Genomic DNA, 25245 nt, shown 5'->3' with positions numbered 1-25245 from the left:
ATATCGCTGCCTTTTAACACTTTGTTACGTAATTTTTAACTAAAAGAGTACTGGCACATTTGGTACATTGACGGCTCCTTAATAAGAAAAGCAAGAGTGGGAGCCCTGATGTTGCAAATAAGACGTTCATTGAGTCTACAATTGGTAGTGACAATTGCCGGTGCTTTGGCAATTTTGCTCACTATCGTCGCTGCGGTCGTGGTCAAAACTGATAGTAATGAGACAAGAGTCCGTATCGACAGTGATATTTCATCCATGTTAGATCTGAAGGCGCAAGAAATTGGCAGTTACTTCTACGCCAAAGGTCAGATCATCCATTCGATCTTTTCTAATCCTTGGGTTGTCCAATGGTTTGCTGATTACAAACAGCGTGGCTCTGATTTGTCTGATGATCAGCAATACCATCAATTAATTAAATATTTTCATTTTTTCTCCGAGCGAGACAAAGATATTAAGTCAGTATTTTTGGGCTCAGCCAATACTTTCGAATATTTTGATTTGAATGGCCGTTATGATGGCGATCCTAATTACTACACCAATAAGCGTCCATGGTGGCAGGAAGCTATTGATAAAAATGGTCTGTTTGTGGCTGATCCAGCAGTTGATGCCAATGATGGTACGGTATCAGCTACGGTAAAGACGGTCGTTAAGGACAGTTCTGGAAAGCTGATCGGTATCGGGGGGATGGACATTCTCATCGACACCATAGGTAAAAATCTGCTTTCGCCTATCAAATATCAGGGACAAGGTCAGGCATTTTTGATGACAGAACAGGGTAAATTGGTCTATTTCCCTGGCTTTAATAAAGCTTTTACGCCTGGGACAGACATTACTCAAGTTGACACCTTAAGTAATGACAATGCTGGCTTCGCTGCACTGAAGCAAACCATGCGGTCAATGGGTGAAGGTGTGTCTGAAGTCACTTATCAGGGCCAGCGGCAACATGTGAGTTACGTGAGCATTGATAGCGATTACCCAAAAGTGCGTTGGTACTTGGGGTTTATGTTACCTGATGCGGTATTCATGGCACCGGTAGAACATAAGTTTTGGCAGACCAGTGGGATGGCAATCGGGATCATTTTGTTGGTGGTTGGGCTGATTTCGATTGTGCTGCAACCTTTTCGTCACCATTTAAAGGAATTATTACTGGCGATGGAAGACATTGCCGACGGCGATGGCGATCTATCTCGTCGCATTGAGATGTCACGCGATGATGAATTAGGTCGACTCAGCGCTGCGTTCAATAAGTTTGCCGCTAAAGTCGAGGATATGCTTAAGGAAACGCGACAACTCACAGATGAGGTCGACCGCGGTGTGGATGGTTCTGTTGCTGTCTGCGAGCAAGCATTAAGTTCTGTTAGGGCGCAAAAGCAACAAATTGCCTCGGTAGCAACTGCGGCAACAGAAATGGCACATACCAGTCAGGAGATGGCCGCCGGGGCCCAACGTACGGCAGACTCTGCAGACGCGGCTCATAGTCAATCGTTAGCTGGTGTTGAAACGGTGCAGAAGGCTGCTAACGGCATGTATGCGCTGTCTGAACAGGTTAACTCCGCTGCGAGCGTGATCCGTGAACTGAAGACCAGTTCAGAACAGATCGGCGAGGTCTTAAGTGTTATTCGAGCCATTGCCGAGCAGACCAACCTGTTAGCGCTAAATGCTGCAATTGAAGCGGCCCGTGCCGGTGAACAAGGACGTGGGTTCGCTGTAGTTGCTGACGAAGTTCGAACCCTTGCTTCGCGGACTCAGGACTCAACCAGTAATATTCAAGATATTATTCAAACTTTACAGTCACAGGCACAGCAGGCCCAACAGGTGATGGAAAACGGTGTTAAGCAGGCGGATGCTGGGCGGGCGTTGACCGTGCAAGTTGAAGCAGTGTTAGATGAGATCACTACGGCAATTAATGAAATTCAGCAGCAGACGGCAGAAATGACCTCTGCCATTGGTCAACAAGCAGTCGTATCGGAAGAAGTGGCACGCAATATTGAAGATGTGCGAGAACGTTCTGACGAGTCATTGACTGCGAGTGAAGCTCTGGTGGAACAGATGAAAGCGTTTCGGACAGTAAGTAAAGCGCTATCAAATAATATCAATCGATTCCGTATTAGCTAAATCGGTCTCGCTTGAACAGGGAGCTCAGGCTCCCTTTTTTGTTTGCTTTACATTTATACTGTTTTTATATACAGTATTTGTGCGTGTGAGTGCCAAGGTAAAGTAAAATGAAGAAAATCATTCATGTGGATATGGACTGTTATTATGCAGCTGTAGAAATGCGTGATTTTCCAGAATATCGGGGAAAGCCGCTGGCCGTTGGTGGTAGTCGTGAGCGCAGAGGTGTTATCAGTACCTGTAACTATGAAGCGCGCAAATTTGGTATTCATTCAGCGATGGCTACCGGTTATGCGCTAAAGCTGTGTCCCGCACTCATCTTGCTTCCTGGCCGAATGGAAGTTTATAAAGCCGTGTCTCGGCAGATCCATACTATTTTCGAACGCTACACCGATAAGATTGAGCCATTGTCTCTGGATGAAGCGTATTTGGATGTGTCGGATTGTCAGCTGCATCAAAGTTCTGCCACCTTGATTGCCGAAGCTATTCGTCGCGATATTCTGGCTGAAACCGGACTCACTGCTTCTGCTGGTGTTGCCCCGGTAAAATTTCTGGCTAAAGTGGCGTCGGATATTAACAAACCTAACGGGCAATATGTGATTACTCCGGAGTCATTGCCTGACTTTATTGCGGCGCTGCCTTTAGAGAAAATTCCCGGGGTTGGTAAAGTTACCGCGAGTCGTTTAGCAGAGATGCAGCTATTTACCTGTGCCGATGTGCAACGTATACCGCAACATCAGTTGGTCGAGATATTTGGCAAGTTTGGTCAAGTGTTGCACCAACGCGCATTTGGTATTGATGCGCGGGAGCTCAATCCTAATCGCATACGCAAATCGATAGGTGTTGAAACAACATTAGCCCGCGATATTTATAGCGCTGAACAGTGTCGACAAGTAATGCAGCATTTACTGAAAGAGCTGGCTGGCAGATTTCAGCGACATGCGCGTGAGCAGCAGATTGGCAAATTGGTGGTAAAGCTGAAGTTTGCGGATTTTCGCCAGACGACTATCGAAAGCCGTGCGGCAGAATTATCGCCACAACTGTTTGATAACTTGTTAACGCAAGCGTGGCTGCGAGCAAATGGTCGAGGGATCAGGTTAGTCGGCATCGCTGCGGGGTTAAGTGCGGCAGTTACCAAAGAACCCAATACGAATGGACGTCAGCTGACACTGAATATCTGAAGGCATTTGGTTAAGTTGAGTGGTGAGTTGCATAGGCGTCTTTTGCCGATGTGACAGTAAATATGTCAACTCGCATCATTGCATTCCAATAGGTGCTCGGCCATCCGCCCTTTAATTTGAGTTGATGCAGGAATGCTTCCGGCTCAGGCAATTGTTCCCATACTTGTGGCAGAAACACTGCTCGGCGCACACCATCACTTAAAATCACACCAACGTGATGATTGCCAAGATAGTTCAGTAAGGTCTGTTCATCTTTAATCGCTAGTCTTTGTGGTAATGATAACACTGATACTTCAATGGTTAATTTAGCAAGTTGGGATGCTTCTAATGGTTGAAAACGTGGGTCCTGACAAGCGGCTGCGTGCGCTTTATCATAAACCTCTTCAATGAGCGGGGCGTTAGCTATGATGCTACCAATACATCCTTGTAACTTTTGTGCCACTTCTAAGGTAACGAAACAGGCCCCTATTCGGCATAAATCTGCATCGAAATGGCCCAGTTGAGGCTTCTGATAAATTCCGGAACAATAGTCGTTAATTGCTTGTCTTGCGACCGCAAGTAACTGTTTTATTTGCTTATGGTTATATGTCGGTGACGATGTAACTGGCATAACCCACTACTCTTGATTTATCCCCGGCAGAATCACCGGAATTAATTCGTTGAAGCAGTCGCAGTTGGTAATGGTGCTTTGCCGCGAGTATTAGCAACGCATTGACTCCTGTGGCACCACACGCTTCTTCAGGTGAGATTGAGGCTTGAAAGTGCTCAATTTTATCGCAGGTATGTTGATCGATTTCATTCGCCTCAGCATAGGAATGATAATGGCTGAGGTCGCTACTGATCACTAACAGCGTATCCTCCTGCCAAAGTGGAGCAATAACTGTGGCCAGTGCCTCGGCGGAGATATTACTGGTCACAATCGGGGTTAATTGAAAGCGGTTAAGACAACTTTGTAAAAATGGCAGCTGAACTTCCAGACAATGTTCGTTTTGATGAACCTCATCGGAAAAAATTACTAGTGGTACATGTTGTAGTTGTTGTCGATGTTCCTGGCAAATAACAATCTGACCTAAAGGCGTACCGAATTGTTCGCAAACCGGCAACGCGCAGCCGTCAAAGTAATAATGATGAGAAGGCCCTACCAGAATTACCTTATTGAACCTACTTTTTTGCCGATTTATCAGTGAATAAGCTAATGCCGCTGTCGTACCGGAATAGATATAACCGGCATGTGGGACAAGTATGGCTTTGATGGACTTCGATTCATGTAATTCATTATTCAGCCAGCGCTGAATTTGAGAACGCAGCTGTACAGGATCGCGTTGATAAAAATGTCCGGCAACGGCCGGCAGACGGATGTTCATCATTCAACCAATTTCACTAATTGCACTATTATTGAGTATAGGATCTGCACAACGTTGAGAGATGGCGTGTGGGAACAACAATCGAAAAATTTAAAACACAGTACTGGCACCGTTTAGACGACGGGCGGGTTGTGTGTGATGTTTGCCCGCGACATTGTGCTTTACGTGATGGTAAGAAGGGCGCTTGTTATATCCGGGAAGCCTCTGATGGAGAAATCGTGCTGACCAGCTATGGCTTAGCCAGTGGTTTTGCCATTGATCCGATAGAGAAAAAGCCGCTGAACCACTTTTATCCTGGAAGCCACGTGTATTCCTTCGGTACTGAAGGGTGCAATTTAGGATGTAAGTATTGTCAGAATTGGAATATCAGTAAAACGCGAGAACGGTCAATTCTTTCTGCTGAAGGTTCTCCAGAGAATATTGCTCGCAGGGCGCTGGCACTTCACTGTAAAAGTGTCGCCTTTACTTACAATGACCCAGTGATCTTTTTTGAGTATGCGCGAGATACTGCCATTGCCTGTCATGAGCTTGGACTGCAGGCTGTTGCTGTCAGTGCCGGATACATGTGCGAAAAACCTCGGCAAGAGTTTTATCACTATATTGATGCAGCCAATATCGATCTTAAAGCGATGTCAGATCAGTTTTATCGCAAGGTATGCAGCGGTAATTTAGCTCCAGTGTTAGACACCTTGCTGTATCTAAAACATGAAACTGATGTTTGGTTGGAAATCACCACACTGCTGATCCCTGGCTATAATGACAGTTCAGAAGAACTGCAAAAGCTATCCTCATGGATTGTGGATAATCTTGGGCCGCAGGTGCCTCTTCACTTCAGTGCGTTTCATCCGGATTTCAAAATGATGGACGTGCCGCCTACACCACTGGCGACCTTGCTTCGGGCACGAAATATTGCGCTAGATGCCGGGATTCAATTTGTCTATACCGGTAATATTCAGCATGATGATAGTGAAAATACCTATTGCCCCCATTGCCAGCATGTCGTCATACGTCGACATCGCTATCAGTTGCTAGAATACTCACTGAATGCTAAAGGTGAGTGCACGAATTGTCTGACCAAGATCCCAGGAAGGTTTGAGGTGTGCTAAATGGTAAAAATATGGTGACTGCCTTTATAACTATAGCCATCCGAAAAGAGTTGATTTCAGAAAGCACAAAGGCTTAGTCCAATTTAAATAAAAAATAGGACAGAGAGTGAATTAGCTCCCTATCCTTAAATGAGGGCGTTCAGAATTCTGTGTCAGCTAATTAGGGCTAAATATCTAAGAGCTCGTCTAGGCGCCCTTCAAAGTGAATTGCCAATTGCGACAATGTCATATTCCAATTCTGAATGGGCATTGTCCATTTCTTAGAGGCGTTCAATATCCCAGCGTACAGAAGCTTAAGCAAGCTGTTTTCGTTCGGGAAACCACCCTTCGTTTTAGTCAACTTACGGAATTGACGGTGTACCGCCTCAATGGCATTCGTTGTGTAGATGGCCTTACGTAAGTATTCTGGGTACTTGAAGTAAACGGATAGATTTAGCCACTTATTTCGCCAGGAGTGTAGCACGATTGGGTACTGGTGACCCCATTTCGATTCTAAGTGTTCCAGCGCCATCTCCGCAGCCTCTTTGCTTACGGCGCGGTAGATTGGTTTTAGATCTGCCATGAACTCCTTCTGGTGCTTCGAGGCTACATATTTCATTGAGTTACGCAGCTGGTGAATGATGCACTGCTGAACTTCTGTATCTGGATAAATCGTGGAAATGGCTTCAGGAAAGCCAGTTAAGCCATCCACGCATGCAATTAGGATATCTTTAACGCCTCGGTTATGTAGATCGGTCAGCACTGAAAGCCAATAGTTAGCCCCTTCAGACTCAGACAGGTAAAGACCCAGCAGTTCCTTTTTGCCGTCAATGTTCACCCCTAAAATGGTGTATATCGCTTTGCTAACGTAGCGACCTTCTTCTTTGATTTTATAGTGGATTGCGTCGAGCCAGACAAAAGGATAAATACCATCCAGAGGCCGTTGCTTGAGGTATCAAACTGTCGGTAATGCTGGATATCGTGGCTTCAGAAACATCTACGCCATACATATCTTCGACATGCCCCCGAATATCGCGGTAGCTCATGCCCAGTGAGAACATGGATAAAATCTTACGGTCAATTTCGTCGGTCAGTTTAGTCTGGTTCTTCTTAACTAATTGAGGCTCAAATGAGCCACTGCGATCACGCGGCGTATCGAGTTCGAATGTACCGACAGATGACTTAACGGTTTTCTTGGTGGAGCCATTCTTACGGTTAGGCTGGTCGTCACTTTCCAGATGTTGTTCCAGCTCTGCTTTTAAGGCAGCTTCGGTGATCTGCTTGATGAGAGGGGTTAAGAAACCATCTTTGCCTGTTATATCTTGTCCAGACTGAAGTGCTTTAATGGCTTGTTCTAAGTCGAAGTTGGTTGTCATGTGTCATTCCTGTTTTATACATAATACTGAAATGACACAGATTTCTAAACACTACCCCTTAAATTTATGCTAAAAATTATTAAGGTGCTGATACTATAGTATCACTATTATCGAGCCAAGGAGTGCCTTCTACTTTTGGATATCCTTCAATGAAACTGATGCTAGTGTGCCCATCTTTTGCAATTTGCTTAACCACATCAAGGAAGGTCTTCTCTGTCCACTCTTCTGGAGTTCCAACCATGGCACTAGCTGCAGCACGACTTAATTCCATTAAGCCTCCTTCCTTTTTAGTAAAAACGGCGTACATGTCTAAGTGATAGCCACCCTTATATTCAAAGAGACATGCATCTAAATTTAACTTAGATTGCCCCGCTATTTCCCTTACCGCTTTAGCAACCCATACCGCACCTTCACAACTCACAACTTTTGTTCCTAACCCTCCATTAGACGCAGCCATTAATGCTGCAAGTTTGCTTCCTGCAAATGGGTTTATTAAAGCGAATCTACCTGGTTTTTCAGGCAACTCGGCAGATGACGGTATTGGACGGGTTTCCGTTGCATCATTTACATTTCTTCCTAGCCCGTTACTTGCAGCATCCGCAATACTGTAACGATCCATATCAGTTTTGATGTCGAAGATTCTGTAATATTCGATGGTTTTTGTTTTTTCTACCAAAGCATTATTCATACTTCCACAGCCAAATAAAAGAAATGTCGCTGCGGAGATGAAAACAAAATTTTTCATTATTATTCCTTTAATTAATGTTAAACAGGGTGGTAATCAAATACTTCAAAATATGTACGTTTCATTTACATTTTAATAAATGAAAAATATCTTAATATTGATTTAAATCAAATGGATGTAATGATGTAAAGTCATTGGAATGTGGGGGGCGGACGTAAGCTTCTTTCTGAAGAAATTGAATTGAAGTGTGTCAGCCTATTAAATAATCTATTTTTATTAACCAGGGCCGGAGCATACTTTGAGTGCAAATTAACACAGTAGGGCCACAAAACAAAAAAGCCTGTAAAAACAGGCTCTTTCGTTGAATTTTATGGTGGCCCCTCACGGACTTGAACCGTGGACCTAACGATTATGAGTCGTGTGCTCTAACCGACTGAGCTAAGGGGCCGTGCCGACGGTGCTTCCGTCAAGCGGGAGTGAGTATACGAACTTTGCTCCGGCTTGTCACCCGTGTTTTGGTGCTTATTGAACTGCTTCGCTTTCAATTGGTTATCTGTTACGCACTGAGTAGCCAATGGGCAATAAAAAACCCCGCATAAGCGGGGTTTTTGGAAGCATAATGGCTATTCATCCAGGAACGACTTCAGAATTTCTGAGCGGCTTGGGTGACGCAGTTTACGCAGGGCTTTAGCCTCAATTTGACGGATACGTTCACGAGTTACATCGAATTGTTTACCCACTTCTTCCAATGTATGGTCCGTGTTCATGTCGATACCAAAACGCATACGCAACACTTTCGCCTCACGAGCAGTTAAGCCTGCTAGTACTTCGTGAGTGGCCTGTTTCAAGCTTTCACTAGTGGCGCTATCCAGCGGCAGTTCCAGCGTAGTGTCTTCAATGAAGTCACCCAAATGCGAATCTTCATCATCGCCGATAGGTGTTTCCATGGAGATTGGTTCTTTAGCAATCTTCAACACCTTACGAATTTTGTCTTCTGGCATCATCATCCGTTCAGCCAGCTCTTCTGGTGATGGCTCACGCCCCATCTCTTGCAGCATCTGCCGTGAAATACGGTTCAGCTTGTTGATGGTTTCGATCATATGTACCGGAATACGAATTGTCCGAGCCTGGTCAGCAATAGAACGCGTGATGGCCTGGCGGATCCACCATGTCGCATAAGTGGAGAACTTATAACCGCGACGGTATTCGAATTTATCCACTGCTTTCATCAGACCGATGTTGCCTTCCTGGATCAGATCCAGGAATTGCAAACCGCGGTTGGTGTATTTTTTCGCGATGGAAATTACCAGACGCAGGTTAGCTTCTACCATCTCTTTCTTGGCACGGCGCGCCTTCGCTTCACCGATACTCATGCGGCGGCTGATGTCTTTAATCGCAGTGATTGACAAGCCAGTTTCCACTTCAATTGCGGCAAGTTTGGCGTGGCAGCGAACAACATCTTCTTCTACAGCTTTTAACGCTTCAGAATATGCTTTAGATGCGGCCATTTCTTTCTGGAACCAAGTGATATCGGTTTCGTTGCCACCGAACAACTTAATGAAGTTCTTCTTAGGCATTTTGGCCTGTTCAACGCATAATTTCATGATCAGACGTTCTTGGACACGTACTTTGTCCATCATTGAACGCATGCTTTTCACTAAGCGGTCGAACTGTTTAGGTACCAGACGGAATTCTTTGAAGATCTCACCGATTTCGAATAAGGCACCAATTGCATGTGGGTGATTTCTGCCTTTTTCTTCGATGATTTTCAGTGAGTTTTCGTATGCAGCGCGCAGCTGTGCGAAACGTTCACGAGCTTCTTCAGGATCAGGTCCTTTTGAACCGTCATCATCCTCGTTATCGGAGCCTTCGCCATCTTCGTCATCATCATCGAGATCATCTTCATCGTCTAAATCATCATCAGACAGTTCGGAACCGATATGAGTGGCGGTAGGGGCCATGTCATCTTCATCAGGATTTACAAATCCAGAGATAATGTCAGACAGACGCAACTGATCAGCTTCATATTGATCATATTGTTCCAGGATCATTGAAATAGCTTGTGGATATTCAGCCACAGAACCCTGGACTTCGTTAATCCCTTCTTCGATACGCTTAGCGATCTGGATTTCACCCTCGCGGGTTAACAGTTCTACGGTACCCATTTCACGCATATACATGCGCACAGGGTCAGTAGTGCGTCCCAGTTCGCTTTCAACAGAAGCCAGCGCGGCAGCTGCTTCTTCTGCGGCATCGTCGTCAGTATTGTCTTCAGACATCATAATGTCATCGGCGTCAGGTGCTTCTTCAAACACCTTGATACCCATGTCATTTATCATCTGGATAATATCTTCGATCTGGTCAGAATCGACCATGTCGGCAGGTAAGTGATCGTTCACTTCTGCATAGGTTAGATAACCTTGCTCTTTACCTTTTGCGAGCAACAGTTTAAGTTGCGACTGCGGAGTATGATCCATAGATATCATCCAATTTGGTAACTGTTACAACGATAAGCAACGACAAATCTAATGTGCCGTGCAAACCATCAATTATAACCATTTGCACAATACTGTGCCAGCCCGAGGCGGGATCTGAGAGTGGAAAAATCTTACGTTATAACCGCTTCATCGCGGCGATCAGCTTCTTGAGCTGTAACTTTTCGTCTTTACTCAGATCTTGCTTCAGACTTAATTCCTGGTAACGCTGTTCAATATATTGATTATTCAGCCATACCAGTGCTGTTTTAAACTCTTGCTGAACATTTTCATCCGCCACTTGATGATCCCATTGGGTCAATTTAGTTAAGACCGGGTAATCTTCCGTATCTCGATAATATTCAAGTAGTTGTGCGCTGTTCAACGTTTCAGTTCGAGTTAATTCCAATAAGCGAACCAGCAGTTCTACGCCGGTCATTTTTAAAAACTGTAATGCCGGTTGGGGCATTAACTTAAACCCCAAGCGGGGATCCTGTACGAGCAGAGCTATCGCCAGTCTAAGTGGGGTACCTCTACCTTTTAATGTTTGCTGTTGTTGAAGCTGCGCTGCAGTTTTAGCCTGGAATCCCAGACGTCGTTTCATCTCATCAACACTGCCCATACGCAGCCGGTAGGTGAGGTTTTCCAACAACAAATTTTGTAACACGCTGTCCTGTATACGTTCAATTAGCGCTATCGCTTGCTTCGCAAGAGAGGCTTTATCGCTGCCATTACGTTCTGTCAGCGTTTCAAATAGAAACTCTTCCAATGACTGTGCTTGTTCGATGAGCTGTTCAAATGCTTCTTTACCTGCTTTGCGAACCATCGAATCTGGATCTTCAGTTTGCGGTAAGAACATAAATCGCACCGTATCACCAGGTTTGAGCATTGGCAGCGCCGTTTCCAATGCTCGCCAAGCCGCTTCACGTCCGGCGTTATCACCATCGTAACAACACACTACTTCTTTAGCGCTGCGCAACAGCAATTGAAACTGCTCAGCCGTGGTGGACGTTCCCAGCGATGCGACGGCATAATCAATTCCAAACTGAGCGAGCGCCACGACATCCATATAACCTTCAACAATCAACACGCGTTCAGGATCACGGTATTGTTGCCGCAGTTCATAAAGACCATAGAGTTCATTGCCTTTATGAAATATGGGCGTCTCGGGCGAATTCAAGTATTTCGGCGTACCATCCCCGAGGACGCGTCCACCAAATGCAATGACACGTCCGCGACGGTCACGGATTGGAAACATTAAGCGGTCGCGAAAGCGGTCATAGCGACGACCTTGCTCATTGTTAATCAGCATTCCCGCTGTCAGCAGTTTTTCCTGTAACTGAGGCTTCTGGGCATAGAGGCTCATCAGGTTATCCCAGCCATCTGGTGCATAACCTATGCCGAACCGTTCCACAATGTCTTCGGATAAGCCGCGCTTTTGCAGGTAGTCAAGTACTCGTTGTTTTTGTGGGTGACTACGGAGCTGCTTTTGAAAATAGCGGCCAGCTTCTTCCATCAATTGATACAGGTCTCGACTGACACTTTCATCTGCACGATTGCCAGATTCTCTAGGAACTTCCAGCCCGAGTTGGCCGGCAAGCTCGCCGATAGCATCCAGAAAGTCTAGTCGCTCATACTCCATGACAAAATCAATCGCATTGCCATGCGCGCCGCAACCGAAACAATGGTAAAACTGCTTGTCGCGGCTGACGGTAAAAGACGGGGATTTTTCACTATGAAATGGGCAACAGGCAGCATAATTCTTGCCTGCTTTTTTCAACGGCACTTTGTGGTCGATGAGATCGACAATATCGGTTCGAGCAATCAGCTCGTTGATAAAATCTCTAGGTATTGCCATGTGTTTTCAGTCTTTGCCCTTAGACCGATGTAAACAAACAAGCCGCGCTGAAGCACGGCTTGTTCGTGAAACAACACCAGATTACTGAAGTTTGGCTTTTATGTGAGTGCTTACTGCACCCATGTTAGCCCGACCTAGTACCTGGTTTTTGACTAAACCCATTACTTTGCCCATATCGGCTATGGACGACGCACCCGTGGCTTTAATCGCAGCATCGATGATCTGATGAAGTTCATCATCAGTCAAAGGTTGCGGCAGAAATTCTTTCAGTACCAGAACTTCTGCTTCTTCTGCAGCGGCTAACTCAGGACGTCCAGCGGCTTGATACTGCTCGATTGCATCGCGCCGTTGTTTCACCATCTTGGTCAGCACAGCTATTACCTGCTCATCTGTCAGGGTCTCGCGGGTGTCCACTTCAACCTGCTTGATAGCAGCAAGCGCCATACGAATAGTGCTAAGGCGCGCCTTTTCTTTGGCGACCATCGCTTGTTTCATCTGCGCTTTAAGCTGTTCTGTTAGGCTCATAACAGGAATTAGTACAAACGTACGCGACGAGCGTTTTCGCGAGAAAGCTTCTTAGCCAGACGTTTTACCGCAGCAGCTTTGGCACGTTTACGAGCTGTAGTAGGTTTTTCATAAAACTCACGAGCACGTACGTCCGCCAGAATACCGGCTTTTTCGCAAGAGCGCTTGAAACGACGCAGAGCAACGTCGAATGGTTCATTTTCACGTACTTTAATAATTGGCATACGCCATCACCCCTTAGGTGTTATTTGTATTGCGCCACCGAAGTGACTCAAGTCAGATTAAAAATGGTGCGGAATTCTAAACCGATTACCCCTCGCTTGTAAAGGGGGACACCCTGTTAGTTTATGGCATTCTGGTTGGATATTCCTGGGTAATCACAGTAGAATTAGCGCCCATTGTAGTTGTTGGATTTTGTAGTAAGCATCATGCGGGTATTAGGTATTGAAAGTTCCTGTGATGAGACAGGTATCGCCATTTATGACGACAAGTTGGGATTGCTCTCCCATGCGTTGTACAGCCAAGTAAAGCTACATGCCGATTATGGTGGTGTGGTACCGGAACTGGCGTCCCGTGATCATGTCCGTAAAATAGTGCCGCTGATTCGTGAAGCGCTGACAAAAGCGGACACGCGTATTGAGGATCTGGATGGTATTGCCTACACCAAAGGTCCTGGGCTTATCGGTGCATTGTTGGTTGGTGCCTGTGTCGGCCGTTCGCTGGCATTTGCTTGGAACAAGCCTGCCGTTGGTGTTCATCATATGGAAGGGCATTTGTTGGCCCCAATGTTGGAAGACGATGCGCCTGAATTTCCCTTCGTGGCATTGCTGGTGTCTGGTGGGCACTCAATGCTGGTGGATGTGCAGGGTATCGGCCGCTATGAAGTGTTGGGTGAGTCGATTGATGATGCTGCGGGTGAAGCCTTCGATAAAACTGCCAAGTTGATGGGGTTGGATTATCCCGGTGGGCCACGGTTGTCAAAGTTGGCCGCTAAAGGTGAGGTAGCAGACTATAAATTCCCGCGGCCAATGACAGATCGCCCTGGGTTAGACTTTAGCTTTTCCGGGCTGAAAACTTTTGCGGCCAACACTATTGCGGCTGAACCCGATGATGAACAAACTCGTGCCAATATCGCTCGGGCTTTTGAAGAAGCAGTTGTTGATACCTTAATGATCAAATGTCGGCGTGCGTTAGAGCAGACCGGATATCAAAGGTTAGTGATTGCTGGCGGTGTCAGCGCTAATCAGCGGTTGCGGGGCGCATTGGCAGAGCTGATGCTGCGTCGTCATGGCAAAGTTTATTATCCGCGCGGTGAGTTCTGTACTGATAATGGTGCCATGATCGCTTATGCCGGATTACAACGGCTGAAGGCCGGGGAAACAGAAGCGTTGTCCGTCAAAGCACAACCTCGATGGCCGTTGGATTCATTAGCGGCCATTTAAAAAATATTCAGCGTTTTTTACGATGGAACATCTTTGACTCTTCACCTTTAAACAGGCGTCGAATGTTGTCTTTGTGACGCCAGATAATCAGGGCAGACAACATGGTGACGGGTAAGGTGAAGCGGTCATCAAACCACAGCGTATAAATTGGTGCCATCAGGCATGTGATAATTGCCGCAAGAGAAGAATAGCGGGTCAGGATAACCACTAACAGCCAGGTGCACATCAGGCTGACGGCCATATTACTAATCGGTGCCATGGCTCCCAGTGCGGTCGCGACACCTTTACCACCCTTGAACTCAAAGAATAACGGAAACATGTGGCCCAAGCAGGCCGATATCGCAATCACCCCCAGCCATATACCGTGAACCCCTAGCAGGTACGCACCATAGGCGGGTAATGCCCCTTTCACCATATCAAAAAAGAACACCAGCGCAGCTGCCCAGACACCGCCCAAACGTAATACGTTGGTGGCTCCTGGGTTTTTTGAACCTTTGCTTCTCGGGTCAGGTAAGCCTTTCAGACGACATACCAAAATGGCGCTGGAGATGGAGCCGAGTAGATAGGCTATGGCTATCATAACAACGATCAGCACTACGCTATTCAAATTGGTTTCCTTACTCGTCTTAAGGTATTATCGCGCACACGAAAAAGGCGACTCTGTGGCGTTGATGGTCTGGGTTTCTGTCAGTGCATCAGGTTATCCATCAATGTCTTATCCTACTGAAACTTGTTTCAGGTAGAAAGAGGCGAACATTAATATCAAGATGTCGGACGCGGATTATAGCGGTATTTTAGCGTACGGCTTATCTGACCTCCGATACATGCAAGGAATATTATGGACAAAGTCCTGATCCAAGGGTTGCAGATTGAGACCATCATCGGCATTTACGAATGGGAAAAGAAGCTGCATCAAACCCTGAGTCTTGATCTGGAAATGGCCTGGGATAATCGTGCTGCAGCGGAGCATGATGATTATAGCAAGGCCCTGTGCTATGAAACTGTCAGTCGGCGTCTGACACAGCTTATCTCAGAAAAACCTATTGAATTAATTGAGACTGTGGCTGAACGTGTCGCTACCTGTCTGTTGGACGAGTTTCAGGTTCCGAGGGTAAGAGTCAGAGTAATGAAACCTGGTGCGGTGCCGGCAGCCAATGCCGTTGGCGTTGAAATCGAACGTAGCAGGTAGCTTTGAAACTATGGCAAAGATATACATAAGCCTGGGTAGCAATATTGAGCCGCAACGCTACCTGCTGGCTGGACTGCAAGAGCTGCTGACGATATTTGGCGATATTTCCTGTTCTCCCGTCTATGAAAGTGAGTCGGTGGGTTTCAAAGGCGACAATTTCCTCAATATGGTGGTGTCCGCACATACTTTGTTGCCGGTGGAAGCGGTGATTGCCAGTTTTAAAGCAATTGAATTACAGCATGGGCGTCTGCCCGGGGCGAAAAAATTTGCCTCACGGACGTTGGACTTGGATTTGCTATTGTATGACGACTTGATCTGTAATACGCCCGTTATTCTCCCGCGACCAGAAATTCTCACTAATGCCTTTGTTTTATGGCCGCTAGCGGAACTTGCGCCAGCCTTGGTGCATCCAACTGCGGGTAAGTCTTATGCCCAGCTGTGGGCCGAATATGATAAGTCGCGTCAGAAACTCTGGCCGGTAGCTATAGATTTTGGCTTGTTAGCCTGATATTTCAAGGAGTTGTATGGATACGTTACAAGTGGTCATTCTGGCGCTTATTCAGGGCTTGACCGAATTTTTACCAATTTCCAGTTCCGCACATTTAATTTTGCCATCTCAATTATTGGGTTGGCCAGATCAGGGCTTATCGTTTGATGTGGCTGTCAATACCGGCTCTTTACTGGCGGTCATCATCTATTTTCGGGTTGAGCTATACAACATGGCCAAAGCCTGGTCGCTCAGTATCATCAAGCGCGAAAGCGATGACGAAAGTAAACTCGCCTGGTGGATTATCTTGGCGACATTGCCTGCGGTTTTTTTCGGGTTTCTTGCTAAAGATTTTGTGGAAACTTATCTGCGCAGTGCTGAAGTCATTGCCTTTACCACGATTGCCTTTGGTTTGCTGCTTTGGTGGGCCGATAAAACTTCACGTCTGGAGTTAACGGAATATCAATCTGGCTGGCGTAAATCCTTGCTTATCGGCTTTGCACAAGCACTGGCATTGATCCCCGGTACCTCGCGTTCTGGTATTACTATGACTGCAGCGTTGATGCTTGGCTTACAACGTGAGGCGGCAGCTCGCTTTTCTTTTCTGATGTCGGTGCCCGTGAGTTTGGGGGCTGCTATTTTGGTGGGTAAAGATCTTGCTGAAAGTCCCGAACCATTAGATATGCATGCTCTGGTGTTGGGAACCTCTATTTCATTTGTAGCCGCTTATGCCTGTATCCATTATTTTCTGAAAATTATCAGCAAAATGGGGATGACACCGTTTGTGATTTACCGATTGCTGTTGGGCGCGGGATTAGTGGTATTCATTGCATTACATAACTGAGGTGATGATGCGCGTTCTTGAACATGCTGTTTGAGAATTCTGCAGCGCTACTCGCGGATAAAAAAAATCGGCAACACCTTGGTGTTGCCGATTTCTCTGGTGTATATAACCACCATTATTACTTTTTGTAGCGAGTAGCTACGTTGTCCAGACGGTCGTTAGCGCGTTTAGCTTCAGCCTGAGCGTCCATAGCAGCTGCTTTAGCGTCTTTCACGTCAGCAGACAGTTTGCCCTGGTCAGCTTTCAGAGAGCTAACTTCGGCAGACAGTTGGTCAACTTTGTTACCCAGGTTGGCAACACTTTCTTCCAGAGCAGTGGTGTTTGCACAGCCACCCAACAGAGCAGTCATTGCTACGCCAGCAATCATCAGTACTTTTTTGTTCATTGAAGAAATCCCTTTTGAAGGTTTGGTTTTTAGTCGTTCGGCTGATGCTCAACCGATTCGTGCTTATTATCTCATAGCCAAATTAATTTGCTATGGGTATTAACAAAAAGTCCTTTTACCTTATCCGATATGATCAGAAATGCAAGTTTCAGGGGCAAATTCTGGATTTCTATACGAAATTGCTAACAAATGGGGTTACTTTTTGCATGCTTCTCTTTAACAAGCCTGATTTGTTCCAGTCGCTGCAGGTTAAGTTGTTGTCGTATTGCTTGTCCTTGGTACCCAGCGTTGATAATTGGCTGCACATTTACTGCTACGGCAGCATCAAACAACTGTTGCAGCAACTGTGCCTGAGGATATTTTTGTTGCTCTAATCCTAGGCGTCCGGTTGCATCAGCCTGACAAATTAACGCAAGCTGTCTTAATCTGGCGGGTTTGCGCCAGAAGTCGGCTTTATCAAACAGTTTTAGTATGGTTTCGGCTCTCAGCTCATCCAGAATATGAATGTTCTGGTGTTGGTCGCTTGCCAGCAAGGCAAGGTCCCGGTATTCAGCCGGAATTCTCAAGCGTTCACATAATTGGCGAATCGGAACCAGTCCCCGTTGCCCGTGACCATGATGTTTGGGCAGCAGTTCTTTGGGGGTAAGTGCTTTCCCCAAGTCATGTACCAGCGTGGCAAAGCGCACTTGAGTATCGCTGGTCAGTCTGGCCGCTTGTTTCAGTGCCATCATAGTGTGAATGCCGGTGTCAATTTCAGGATGCCATTTCGCTGGTTGTGGGATACCAAACAGTGCATCCAGTTCTGGCATTAATGGCTGTAGTGACTGGCTGGCACGTAACACCTCAAAAAACACTTGGGGTTCATCGCATTGCAGCACCTTTTCCAGTTCCTGCCATACGCGTTCGGCCGTTAACGCTTGCAGCTCACCACTGGCAGCAATCTGTTGCATCAGTGCTAATGTCTCATCGGCAACTTTGAATCCAAGCGGTGCGTAGCGGGCGGCAAATCTGGCCACTCTCAGCACCCGTAGCGGATCCTCGATAAACGCTGGCGAGACATGGCGCAATAGCTTCTGTTGCAGATCCCGCTCACCGTTGAAGGGATCGTATAAATGACCATCATCGTCAAGTGCCATGGCATTAATGGTCAGGTCGCGTCGTAACAGATCCTGCTCCAGCGTGACATCTGGACTGGCATAGCAACTGAAACCGCCATAGCCACGGCCGGTTTTTCGTTCGGTACGTGCCAACGCATATTCTTCTTGTGTTTTGGGGTGCAGAAACACCGGGAAATCTTTACCCACTTGTCGATAGCCCAACTCCAGCATTTGCTGCTCTGTTGCGCCAACAACGACATGATCTCTGTCTTTGATTTCCAAACCTAATAATTGGTCACGCACCGCACCGCCAACCAGATATATCTGCACTTGCCTTAAATCCTTAATCGAATGGATGTGAACAGAATAACACGGCCGGCGTATGCTGTGGACTTCTCGGATGATCACACAATTCATGTTAGGGGGTTTTGACAATCACTGCCCTTGTCTTAAACTGAACTGTCTCTTTCAACCAAGGATTGCCGAGCTCATGTACAAGGCGTTTTACGGACTGAGTGATAACCCGTTTTCCATTGCTCCTAACCCCACTTACCTGTTTTTAAGTGATCGTCATCGGGAAGCGTTAGCACACCTCAAATATGGTCTGGGCGAAACCGGTGGTTTTGTGCTGCTGACTGGCGAAGTTGGTACAGGCAAAACGACAGTTTCTCGGTGTCTATTGCGGCAGTTGCCTGAGAATACCGACACCGCGTTTATTCTGAATCCATCGCTGACGGAGGCAGAACTGCTAGCAACCTTGTGTGATGAGCTGGGGATTCATTACGGCGAGTCGCCCTCCCTGAAACAGCTGACGGATCTCATCAGTGGTTTTCTGCTTAACAATCATCAAGCGGGCAGAAATACCGTGATGATTATTGATGAAGCGCAGCATTTACGTCCGGAAGTACTGGAACAACTGCGGCTGTTGACCAATCTGGAAACCGACACCAAGAAGTTGTTACAGGTGATCCTTATCGGCCAGCCAGAATTACAGCAGTTGCTGAAACGTCAGGAATTACGCCAGCTTGCACAGCGTATTACCGCCCGTTATCACCTATTGCCGCTGACAGAGCAGGAGGTGGGGTTATATGTGCAACACCGATTGCAGGTTGCTGGTCGAATGGAGCCATTGTTCAATAAAGGCGCTATTCGGGCACTGCATCGTTTTAGCGGCGGTATCCCTCGTATTATTAACTTGCTTTGTGAACGAGCGCTGATGGCGGGTTACGGCCAGTCAAAAACGCCGATAGATCGTAGGATGGTGAATGCTGCCGCGGCGGAAGTGCTGGGGGACTTACCTAAGCAGCGTAACTGGTGGTTGCCGGTTTCGGCATTAACGGCGTTGGTTCTTGCATTTGGTGGCGGTTATTATGGGCTGAATTACTACCAAGGATTTAACTTAGCGCAGGCTTCGGAACATACCACCACAGCAAGCAGCCAACCGATTGAGATAACACCAAAGTTACCTGATGCGCCGGCTAAAAAGGAAGACCTGACTGCAACAGTGCTGACGACCGCTATCAATCAGAGCCGTAATATCGACACGGCTTTCGCCTCATTATTTGGACTTTGGAATAAAGCACCCTACGCGGGCGTGTCAGCATGCCAGTCGGCCAGCCAATTAGGACTGGCTTGTTATCAACAACAGGGGAATCTGGCTGCATTGCTGGCGTTGAATTATCCGGCCGTGGTTTATTTGACTGATGAAGCCGGAAAATTGTTTTATGGCACCCTGGTATCCAGCAGTTCAGATCAATTATTACTGCAACTCGATGAACAACAGTTCTGGGTGACGAAAGAATGGTTTGAACAACACTTCAGTGGCATGTACGAAGTTTTATGGCAGCCAACAGCATCAGCGCAGCAACCGATCACTGCATCCTCCAGCCTGACCAAAGTCCAATGGCTTGAGGATGCTTTAGCCAAAGCAGGAAAGCGCCAGTCTCGGGTAATGAGTTATTTTGACACTGAACTTGAGCAGGAGTTAAAAGCGTTCCAGCAAACTCATGGGTTACCGCAGGAAGGCGTGGCCTCCCTGGCAACGTTGACACAGCTGAGTATTTACCAGCATCTTTCCGGTCCGGTGCTGCAGAGTGAGGAAATTCGCTGATGTCAATTTTATTGGATGCAGTTACCCGGGCGAAACAGCAACAGTTAGACGACGCATTGGATCCGGTATTGGCACCTCGAATGCCTCAGGAAGCGCCGCGTTCATTGCCTTGGAAACCGGCATTAGTGGTCGTTGCTGCCCTCGTTGCTGGCGGTGCGATGGCATACGGTTGGCAGCAATGGCATGTTCCGCCCCAGCCGCTAGCGGCAGTCATCCCAAAGTCAGAGCCTGCGGTGAAAGTTGCACAATCTGAACCGGTAAAAACTGAACCAAGTGTCAGAATGGCGGGCAGGGCAGCTTTGCCGATTGCGCAGCCATTGCCAGCACCACAAGTTAGGACAACTGTTGAGTCCTCGCCGCCGGAAGCCTCTGACGTTAATGTCGGGACTCAACCCCAGACTCAGCCCCAAACTCAAAGCCAAACCGAAAGTCCGGCAACGACTGCTCATAATGATGCCGACGAAGGTAATGAACCCATCATCTTGGGGGCTCAACCGAATCAACGCGGTTTGCAGGCGCTGAAGGAATTGAAAGGAGCGGTGCAGACAGCGGCAGATGAAAGTGGTATTGAAGATCAACCGCAACCTGCCACGGATGATCAACAAGCGTTGATCGCCAAATTTCAGGCCGCATTGAGCGAAGTTGAGCGGCGCAATGCTATCGATAAGCCCGCTGCCCTGCCGGATGAGCCCAAACCAATGGAGCCGCCTGCCCAGTTGCCGTATCCATCCTATGGTAACTTACCGGCGAGTCTGCAATTACAAGTCCCTGAGTTTAATATTACCGCGCATATGTATGCGACAGATCCGGCTAAACGTTGGCTTAACGTGGATGGTAAAGAGTTGCAGCAAGGCGACAAGATTAAAGGCAAACTCACGATCATTGAAATCCGCCCTCAGGATGTGGTGCTAGAAATCCAGGGAACGCGATTTAAGGTTCCGGCGATTTAGCCATTTTGGTAATAACTAAGGCACCCGTGGGTGCCTTAGTTATTACTGTCATTGGTTAAGGGTGTGTCCTAACCACAATGTGAGTCCATAACCGATACAGTAGGACAACATTAGCGGTGGTACATATTTCAGGTAGGAGACGAACGTCAGCTCCTTAACCTTACTCATGGCAACAATACCGGAAGCTGAGCCAATCACGAGTAGTGAACCACCAACACCTACCGAATAGGTGAGTCCTAACCAGCCGGAAAGCTGCAGTTGTGGGTCGGCTTTCAGCAGTGCTGCGGTCAATGGCACGTTATCTAACAATGATGACCCCATTCCGGTGACAAAGTTGGCAATATCGGGATTATGTGCTGCATACACTTGTGCCAGTTGATCCAATACACCAATCTCTTTCAGCATTCCCACTAAAAGTAATATGCCAAGGAAAAACAGCAGCGTGTCATATTCCACCTGTCGAATATACTCCAGAATACGGATCTCTTCGGTATCAGTATGCACTGTCTTTCCTACCAGAAACATCACTGACAGGCCGGTTAAAAAAGTGAGTACCGGAGGAATACTAAACAGAATATTGAGCACCATGGTCAGGATGATGGTACTGATGAATATCAATCCAATGATCAAATCAACGGTTTCATAATCCTGCTTTGCCGGGAGTGCGGTAACTGTACCTTTGGCATTTAGTGAGAACAGCGTTGCTAATATAATGACGGCTGTCGCTGCCGGAAGCACTAACAACAATAAATCGGCCATATGGACATGACCACTGAGGAAGATCATCAGTGTTGTGACATCGCCAGTAATTAATGAAACCCCACCAGAGTTAACCGCAAAAATAATTAATACGGCCATCCGCTGTTTGAGATGACTGTCGAGCTGAAAGGTCGTCAACAGTCCAAGTGATACCAAGGTTGCCGTGACATTATCACAGATGGCGGACAGGCCCAGCGAGAACAGTGCTACCTGGAGCATCAACATCCGCACCGTTATCTGCTTTGGAAACAGCTTTCCTACGATAATCTGGATCATCCCTTTTGCATTGAGGTAAGCAACGAAAGTCATGGTCGACATCAAAAATAGCCAGAGCGTGGCAATGTCTAACAGGTTTTCAGACAGTCGGCCCTGCATCAATTTTTGATGACCGCTGTCGCCAGCAGCAATAAACAAGGCTATCCAGGAGATACAACCCAAAAACAGGGTGGTTTTAGCTTTGTTGATGTGGGTGACTTCTTCAAAAATGATACTGAGCAGTGCCAGCACTGCCAGAATAAGCAAAAAAGTATGCAGCATGAGCTATTCCCGCCAGAAATCATGACGCTTAAGCTCGAAACTGCCTGGGAGCTAACCATCAAGCTTCAATTAAGGTTTATGTGATGAAGCGCACAGATCTGACCACATCATCAATCTTGATGCAATGCGCTAAAGCCCTTGAATTGATGGGACCTTAGTCGGGGTGGTATTGACTATTTCGGCTGTTATATGCTGTAGCGTTGGCGTCGTTGTATGTGTTGGTGCTACGACTCAAACGTTATTGCCGTGTTGATAACCCCCCGAGTTTGAAGGGCAATAAAAAACGGGACACAAGGTCCCGTTTTTGATGTAGATACCGACTTATTTCATGCTGGCAAACACTTTGTCTGCCGCTGCCAAGGTCGCTTCAATCTCTGTTTCGCCGTGAGCCAACGACAAGAAACCTGCCTCGAACGCACTAGGTGCCAGGTACACACCTTCATTCAGCATGCCGTGATAGAACACTTTGAACTGTTCAACATTGCATTTGGTAACTTGAGCGAAGTTAGTCACTTCGGGAGCATCGGTGAAGAAAAGGCCGAACATGCCACCGACGTAGTTAACAGCCATCGCAATACCGTGTTTGGCCGCTGCCGCCTTGATGCCTTCGGCTACACGTTTGGTCTTTGTTGCCAGCGCTTCGTAGATCCCTGGTTCACATAGCGCTTCCAGTTGCGCCAGTCCGGCACTCATTGCTATGGGGTTACCAGAAAGCGTGCCTGCCTGATAAACCGGCCCGGTTGGCGCAATGTATTGCATCACATCTTTACGACCGCCGAACGCACCAACGGGCATACCACCACCAATCACTTTACCCAAAGTGGTGAGATCGGGTGTCACGCCATAATAGCCTTGGGCGCCACCTTTGGAGACGCGGAAACCTGTCATCACTTCATCGATGATCAACAGTGCTTGGTAGTCATCACAGATAGCACGCAATCCTTGCAGGAAGCCAGGCTGTGGTGGTACACAGTTCATGTTCCCGGCAACGGGTTCAACGATGATACAGGCGATTTCATCTGGGTACTTTTCAAACAAGGCTTTTACTGAATCGAGATTATTGTACTCGGCAGTCAGCGTATGCTTGGCAAAGTCCTCTGGGATACCAGGGGAACTTGGCTGGCCCATCGTCAGCGCGCCAGATCCGGCTTTTACCAGCAGGCAATCCGCATGGCCATGGTAACATCCTTCAAATTTGAGGATTTTGTCGCGTTTGGTAAAACCACGCGCCAGACGAATAGCGCTCATGGTAGCTTCGGTGCCTGAACTCACCATACGTACTTGTTCAATGGATGGCACCATTTCACGGACTTTCTGCGCCATTTCCACTTCCAGTGCAGTTGGGGCACCGAAAGACAGACCATTTGCCACAGCATTCAATACCGCTTCACGGATCTTGGGATGATTGTGACCCAGAATCATCGGTCCCCATGAGCCCACATAATCCACATAAGCCTTTCCGTCCGCGTCATAGATATATGCGCCGTCGGCTTTGTCGATAAACAGTGGGGTGCCGCCAACGCCGTTGAAGGCGCGCACCGGTGAGTTAACACCGCCGGGAATAGTTTGCTTGGCCTGTTCAAACAGGTCTTCAGAACGGGTCATATCATTTCCTTACAGTTGATAGCCGACTTATCTGTCGGCCTTACGTGAATACCAGTTAACCGGACACTCATATTTTTCCAGTTGATCGGCAACTCCGAGTGTCAGGGCGAACAGCGCCATACGGATCAACAAGCCATTGTCTGCCTGACGGAAGATCGCCAGATAGGGATGATTGTTGAGGTCGTTATCCAGCTCATTTGCCTGCGCACGGGAATCGCGAGGCAGCGGATGCATGATAACGGTATTGGACTTACAGTTTTTGGTATAGATGGCACTGTTCAAACGGAATTTACCACGATACTTATCGGCTTCGTCCTGAGACGGGAAGCGCTCTTCCTGGATCCGTGTTAGATACAGAATATCAGCATCATGTAAATTACCTTCCAATTGATCGGTAATTGTGACGCGATGCCCGGCATTTTCAATGTCGGCGATCACAGAGTCTGGCATCGCCAGTTCTTTTGGTGAAATCAGAGTAAAGCTGATGTTTTTGTACATGCACAGCAAACGCGACAGTGAGTGCACGGTGCGGCCAAATTTTAGATCGCCTACCATCGCAATGTGCATGCCATCAATGGTCAGGCCATTACTGTTCAACTCTTTTTTGATGGTGAACAGATCCAGCAGTGCTTGCGTTGGATGTTCGTTGGAGCCATCACCGCCATTAATCACTGGTACGCGCGAACCTTCAGCAAACTCTTTCACTGAAAATGACTGCGGGTGACGCATGGCAATCACATCGGAGTAGCTGGACAGCACCCGGGCTGTATCGTACAGCGATTCGCCTTTAGATAAGGATGAGTTAGCCATACCAACGGTTTCAGCTACACGCCCACCAAGCAGGTCGAAGGCGCAGCCAAAGCTGACACGAGTACGAGTACTGGGTTCAAAAAACAGGTTGCCCAGAATCGCTCCATCCAGCACACGGGTACGCTTTTCCCGCAATGCATATGGCGTCATACGTTTAGCAACTTCAAAAATGGTTTGAATGGCATCCAGATCTAACTGGTTTACAGACAGGATGTGTGATCCCTGGAATTGGTTCATCAGCCTTGTTTCCGTGTAGGGTGTGTCGTTAAAGACACAATGGTTAGAGGGTGTTTGGCTGAGGCGAAACTATAACAGATGCCCCTAATCAATAAAATGATCTGTCTCTGAAAATTACAGAAAGATACCCAGA

22 protein-coding genes, 1 tRNA gene and 1 pseudogene are annotated in these 25245 nt (G+C 47.2%); 9 read left to right on the top strand and 15 right to left on the bottom strand.

Features of this window, described 5'->3' with window-relative positions:
- The first annotated feature begins 108 nt into the window (after nt 1-108).
- Nucleotides 109-2115, top strand: coding sequence for a methyl-accepting chemotaxis protein (locus tag PY479_RS05810; RefSeq protein WP_275483170.1), 2007 nt, complete (start codon nt 109-111; stop codon nt 2113-2115).
- 107 nt (nt 2116-2222) lie between these two features.
- Nucleotides 2223-3293, top strand: a complete 1071-nt coding sequence (dinB, locus tag PY479_RS05805; protein WP_275483169.1) for a DNA polymerase IV — start codon at nt 2223-2225, stop codon at nt 3291-3293.
- 10 nt (nt 3294-3303) lie between these two features.
- Here the strand turns inward: dinB and amrA are convergent, their stop codons facing one another.
- Entirely contained in the window at nt 3304-3903 is a 600-nt protein-coding gene (gene amrA, locus PY479_RS05800) for an AmmeMemoRadiSam system protein A (RefSeq protein WP_212594039.1), read from the bottom strand.
- Entirely contained in the window at nt 3875-4660 is a 786-nt protein-coding gene (amrB, locus tag PY479_RS05795; RefSeq protein WP_275483168.1) for an AmmeMemoRadiSam system protein B, read from the bottom strand. The genes amrA and amrB overlap by 29 nt, the downstream gene beginning before the upstream one ends.
- Before the next feature lie 65 nt (nt 4661-4725).
- Here amrB and amrS point away from each other — a divergent pair, with 65 nt between their 5' ends.
- Nucleotides 4726-5763 (top strand): AmmeMemoRadiSam system radical SAM enzyme, encoded by a 1038-nt coding sequence (gene amrS / locus PY479_RS05790; protein ID WP_275483167.1) that lies wholly within the window; start codon nt 4726-4728, stop codon nt 5761-5763.
- Nucleotides 5764-5929: 166 nt separating this feature from the next.
- Here amrS and PY479_RS05785 read toward each other — a convergent pair.
- From PY479_RS05785 to rpsU, 7 genes and pseudogenes are all read right to left on the bottom strand, one after another.
- Nucleotides 5930-7118 (bottom strand): annotated as a pseudogene (locus PY479_RS05785) (IS256 family transposase).
- A gap of 79 nt (nt 7119-7197) precedes the next feature.
- Nucleotides 7198-7863: a hypothetical protein gene (locus PY479_RS05780; protein WP_275483166.1), complete on the bottom strand. Its 666-nt coding sequence runs from the start codon at nt 7861-7863 to the stop codon at nt 7198-7200.
- 311 nt (nt 7864-8174) lie between these two features.
- A tRNA-Ile gene (locus tag PY479_RS05775) sits at nt 8175-8251 on the bottom strand.
- A 175-nt stretch (nt 8252-8426) separates the two neighbouring features.
- Complete coding sequence (rpoD, locus tag PY479_RS05770; RefSeq protein WP_275483165.1) at nt 8427-10280, bottom strand: RNA polymerase sigma factor RpoD; 1854 nt, start codon at nt 10278-10280, stop codon at nt 8427-8429.
- A gap of 136 nt (nt 10281-10416) precedes the next feature.
- Entirely contained in the window at nt 10417-12135 is a 1719-nt protein-coding gene (gene dnaG, locus PY479_RS05765; protein WP_212594036.1) for a DNA primase, read from the bottom strand.
- Between the two features lie 81 nt (nt 12136-12216).
- The gene (locus tag PY479_RS05760) at nt 12217-12660 is read right to left on the bottom strand and encodes a GatB/YqeY domain-containing protein (RefSeq protein WP_275483164.1); all 444 of its coding nucleotides are present in this window, start codon (nt 12658-12660) and stop codon (nt 12217-12219) included.
- Nucleotides 12661-12668: 8 nt separating this feature from the next.
- Nucleotides 12669-12884, bottom strand: a complete 216-nt coding sequence (rpsU, locus tag PY479_RS05755; protein ID WP_006080725.1) for a 30S ribosomal protein S21 — start codon at nt 12882-12884, stop codon at nt 12669-12671.
- Nucleotides 12885-13088: 204 nt separating this feature from the next.
- Between rpsU and tsaD the strand changes: the two genes are divergently transcribed.
- Nucleotides 13089-14102 carry a tRNA (adenosine(37)-N6)-threonylcarbamoyltransferase complex transferase subunit TsaD gene (tsaD, locus tag PY479_RS05750; RefSeq protein ID WP_212594034.1) on the top strand — a complete coding sequence of 338 codons (1014 nt, stop codon included), beginning with the start codon at nt 13089-13091 and terminating at the stop codon, nt 14100-14102.
- Nucleotides 14103-14109: 7 nt separating this feature from the next.
- Here tsaD and plsY read toward each other — a convergent pair whose 3' ends face one another.
- Entirely contained in the window at nt 14110-14709 is a 600-nt protein-coding gene (gene plsY, locus PY479_RS05745) for a glycerol-3-phosphate 1-O-acyltransferase PlsY (protein ID WP_267459527.1), read from the bottom strand.
- A gap of 231 nt (nt 14710-14940) precedes the next feature.
- Between plsY and folB the strand changes: the two genes are divergently transcribed.
- The 3 genes from folB to PY479_RS05730 are packed head-to-tail and all read left to right on the top strand — an operon-like array spanning nt 14941 to nt 16622.
- Complete coding sequence (folB, locus tag PY479_RS05740) at nt 14941-15291, top strand: dihydroneopterin aldolase (protein ID WP_275483163.1); 351 nt, start codon at nt 14941-14943, stop codon at nt 15289-15291.
- A gap of 10 nt (nt 15292-15301) precedes the next feature.
- Nucleotides 15302-15799: a 2-amino-4-hydroxy-6-hydroxymethyldihydropteridine diphosphokinase gene (gene folK, locus PY479_RS05735; RefSeq protein ID WP_212594032.1), complete on the top strand. Its 498-nt coding sequence runs from the start codon at nt 15302-15304 to the stop codon at nt 15797-15799.
- Between the two features lie 16 nt (nt 15800-15815).
- Entirely contained in the window at nt 15816-16622 is an 807-nt protein-coding gene (locus PY479_RS05730; RefSeq protein ID WP_212594031.1) for an undecaprenyl-diphosphate phosphatase, read from the top strand.
- A 118-nt stretch (nt 16623-16740) separates the two neighbouring features.
- Here PY479_RS05730 and PY479_RS05725 read toward each other — a convergent pair whose 3' ends face one another.
- Nucleotides 16741-17007: an Lpp/OprI family alanine-zipper lipoprotein gene (locus tag PY479_RS05725; protein ID WP_212594030.1), complete on the bottom strand. Its 267-nt coding sequence runs from the start codon at nt 17005-17007 to the stop codon at nt 16741-16743.
- A 182-nt stretch (nt 17008-17189) separates the two neighbouring features.
- Nucleotides 17190-18434 (bottom strand): multifunctional CCA addition/repair protein, encoded by a 1245-nt coding sequence (locus tag PY479_RS05720; RefSeq protein WP_275483162.1) that lies wholly within the window; start codon nt 18432-18434, stop codon nt 17190-17192.
- A gap of 160 nt (nt 18435-18594) precedes the next feature.
- Between PY479_RS05720 and PY479_RS05715 the strand changes: the two genes are divergently transcribed.
- Nucleotides 18595-20214: an ExeA family protein gene (locus tag PY479_RS05715; RefSeq protein WP_275483161.1), complete on the top strand. Its 1620-nt coding sequence runs from the start codon at nt 18595-18597 to the stop codon at nt 20212-20214.
- Nucleotides 20214-21164 (top strand): general secretion pathway protein GspB, encoded by a 951-nt coding sequence (locus PY479_RS05710; protein WP_275483160.1) that lies wholly within the window; start codon nt 20214-20216, stop codon nt 21162-21164. The genes PY479_RS05715 and PY479_RS05710 overlap by 1 nt, the downstream gene beginning before the upstream one ends.
- A gap of 48 nt (nt 21165-21212) precedes the next feature.
- On the opposite strand, the gene nhaD is transcribed toward PY479_RS05710, so the two are convergent.
- The 3 genes from nhaD to PY479_RS05695 form a co-directional block, all read right to left on the bottom strand.
- Nucleotides 21213-22460, bottom strand: a complete 1248-nt coding sequence (gene nhaD / locus PY479_RS05705) for a sodium:proton antiporter NhaD (RefSeq protein ID WP_275483159.1) — start codon at nt 22458-22460, stop codon at nt 21213-21215.
- Between the two features lie 321 nt (nt 22461-22781).
- Entirely contained in the window at nt 22782-24065 is a 1284-nt protein-coding gene (gene hemL, locus PY479_RS05700) for a glutamate-1-semialdehyde 2,1-aminomutase (RefSeq protein ID WP_275483158.1), read from the bottom strand.
- 27 nt (nt 24066-24092) lie between these two features.
- Entirely contained in the window at nt 24093-25112 is a 1020-nt protein-coding gene (locus PY479_RS05695) for an aspartate carbamoyltransferase (RefSeq protein ID WP_212594024.1), read from the bottom strand.
- Nucleotides 25113-25245: the final 133 nt, after the last annotated feature.

This window comes from Shewanella sp. A32, assembly GCF_029167175.1.
Lineage (GTDB): Bacteria > Pseudomonadota > Gammaproteobacteria > Enterobacterales > Shewanellaceae > Shewanella > Shewanella yunxiaonensis.
Note: the sequence above shows the minus strand (reverse complement) of the source record. Positions and strands in the feature narration are given on the sequence as shown.

Bases quoted from the DNA above. Each gene is read 5' to 3' on its own strand.
- PY479_RS05810 (WP_275483170.1), top strand. From the start codon at position 109: ATGTTGCAAATAAGACGTTCATTGAGTCTACAATTGGTAGTGACAATT.
- PY479_RS05780 (WP_275483166.1), bottom strand. From the start codon at position 7,863: ATGAAAAATTTTGTTTTCATCTCCGCAGCGACATTTCTTTTATTTGGC.
- PY479_RS05730 (WP_212594031.1), top strand. From the start codon at position 15,816: ATGGATACGTTACAAGTGGTCATTCTGGCGCTTATTCAGGGCTTGACC.
- folK (WP_212594032.1), top strand. From the start codon at position 15,302: ATGGCAAAGATATACATAAGCCTGGGTAGCAATATTGAGCCGCAACGC.
- rpsU (WP_006080725.1), bottom strand. From the start codon at position 12,884: ATGCCAATTATTAAAGTACGTGAAAATGAACCATTCGACGTTGCTCTG.
- folB (WP_275483163.1), top strand. From the start codon at position 14,941: ATGGACAAAGTCCTGATCCAAGGGTTGCAGATTGAGACCATCATCGGC.
- PY479_RS05760 (WP_275483164.1), bottom strand. From the start codon at position 12,660: ATGAGCCTAACAGAACAGCTTAAAGCGCAGATGAAACAAGCGATGGTC.
- nhaD (WP_275483159.1), bottom strand. From the start codon at position 22,460: ATGCTGCATACTTTTTTGCTTATTCTGGCAGTGCTGGCACTGCTCAGT.
- PY479_RS05725 (WP_212594030.1), bottom strand. From the start codon at position 17,007: ATGAACAAAAAAGTACTGATGATTGCTGGCGTAGCAATGACTGCTCTG.
- PY479_RS05715 (WP_275483161.1), top strand. From the start codon at position 18,595: ATGTACAAGGCGTTTTACGGACTGAGTGATAACCCGTTTTCCATTGCT.
- hemL (WP_275483158.1), bottom strand. From the start codon at position 24,065: ATGACCCGTTCTGAAGACCTGTTTGAACAGGCCAAGCAAACTATTCCC.
- tsaD (WP_212594034.1), top strand. From the start codon at position 13,089: ATGCGGGTATTAGGTATTGAAAGTTCCTGTGATGAGACAGGTATCGCC.
- rpoD (WP_275483165.1), bottom strand. From the start codon at position 10,280: ATGGATCATACTCCGCAGTCGCAACTTAAACTGTTGCTCGCAAAAGGT.
- PY479_RS05710 (WP_275483160.1), top strand. From the start codon at position 20,214: ATGTCAATTTTATTGGATGCAGTTACCCGGGCGAAACAGCAACAGTTA.
- dinB (WP_275483169.1), top strand. From the start codon at position 2,223: ATGAAGAAAATCATTCATGTGGATATGGACTGTTATTATGCAGCTGTA.
- dnaG (WP_212594036.1), bottom strand. From the start codon at position 12,135: ATGGCAATACCTAGAGATTTTATCAACGAGCTGATTGCTCGAACCGAT.
- amrB (WP_275483168.1), bottom strand. From the start codon at position 4,660: ATGATGAACATCCGTCTGCCGGCCGTTGCCGGACATTTTTATCAACGC.
- amrA (WP_212594039.1), bottom strand. From the start codon at position 3,903: ATGCCAGTTACATCGTCACCGACATATAACCATAAGCAAATAAAACAG.
- PY479_RS05695 (WP_212594024.1), bottom strand. From the start codon at position 25,112: ATGAACCAATTCCAGGGATCACACATCCTGTCTGTAAACCAGTTAGAT.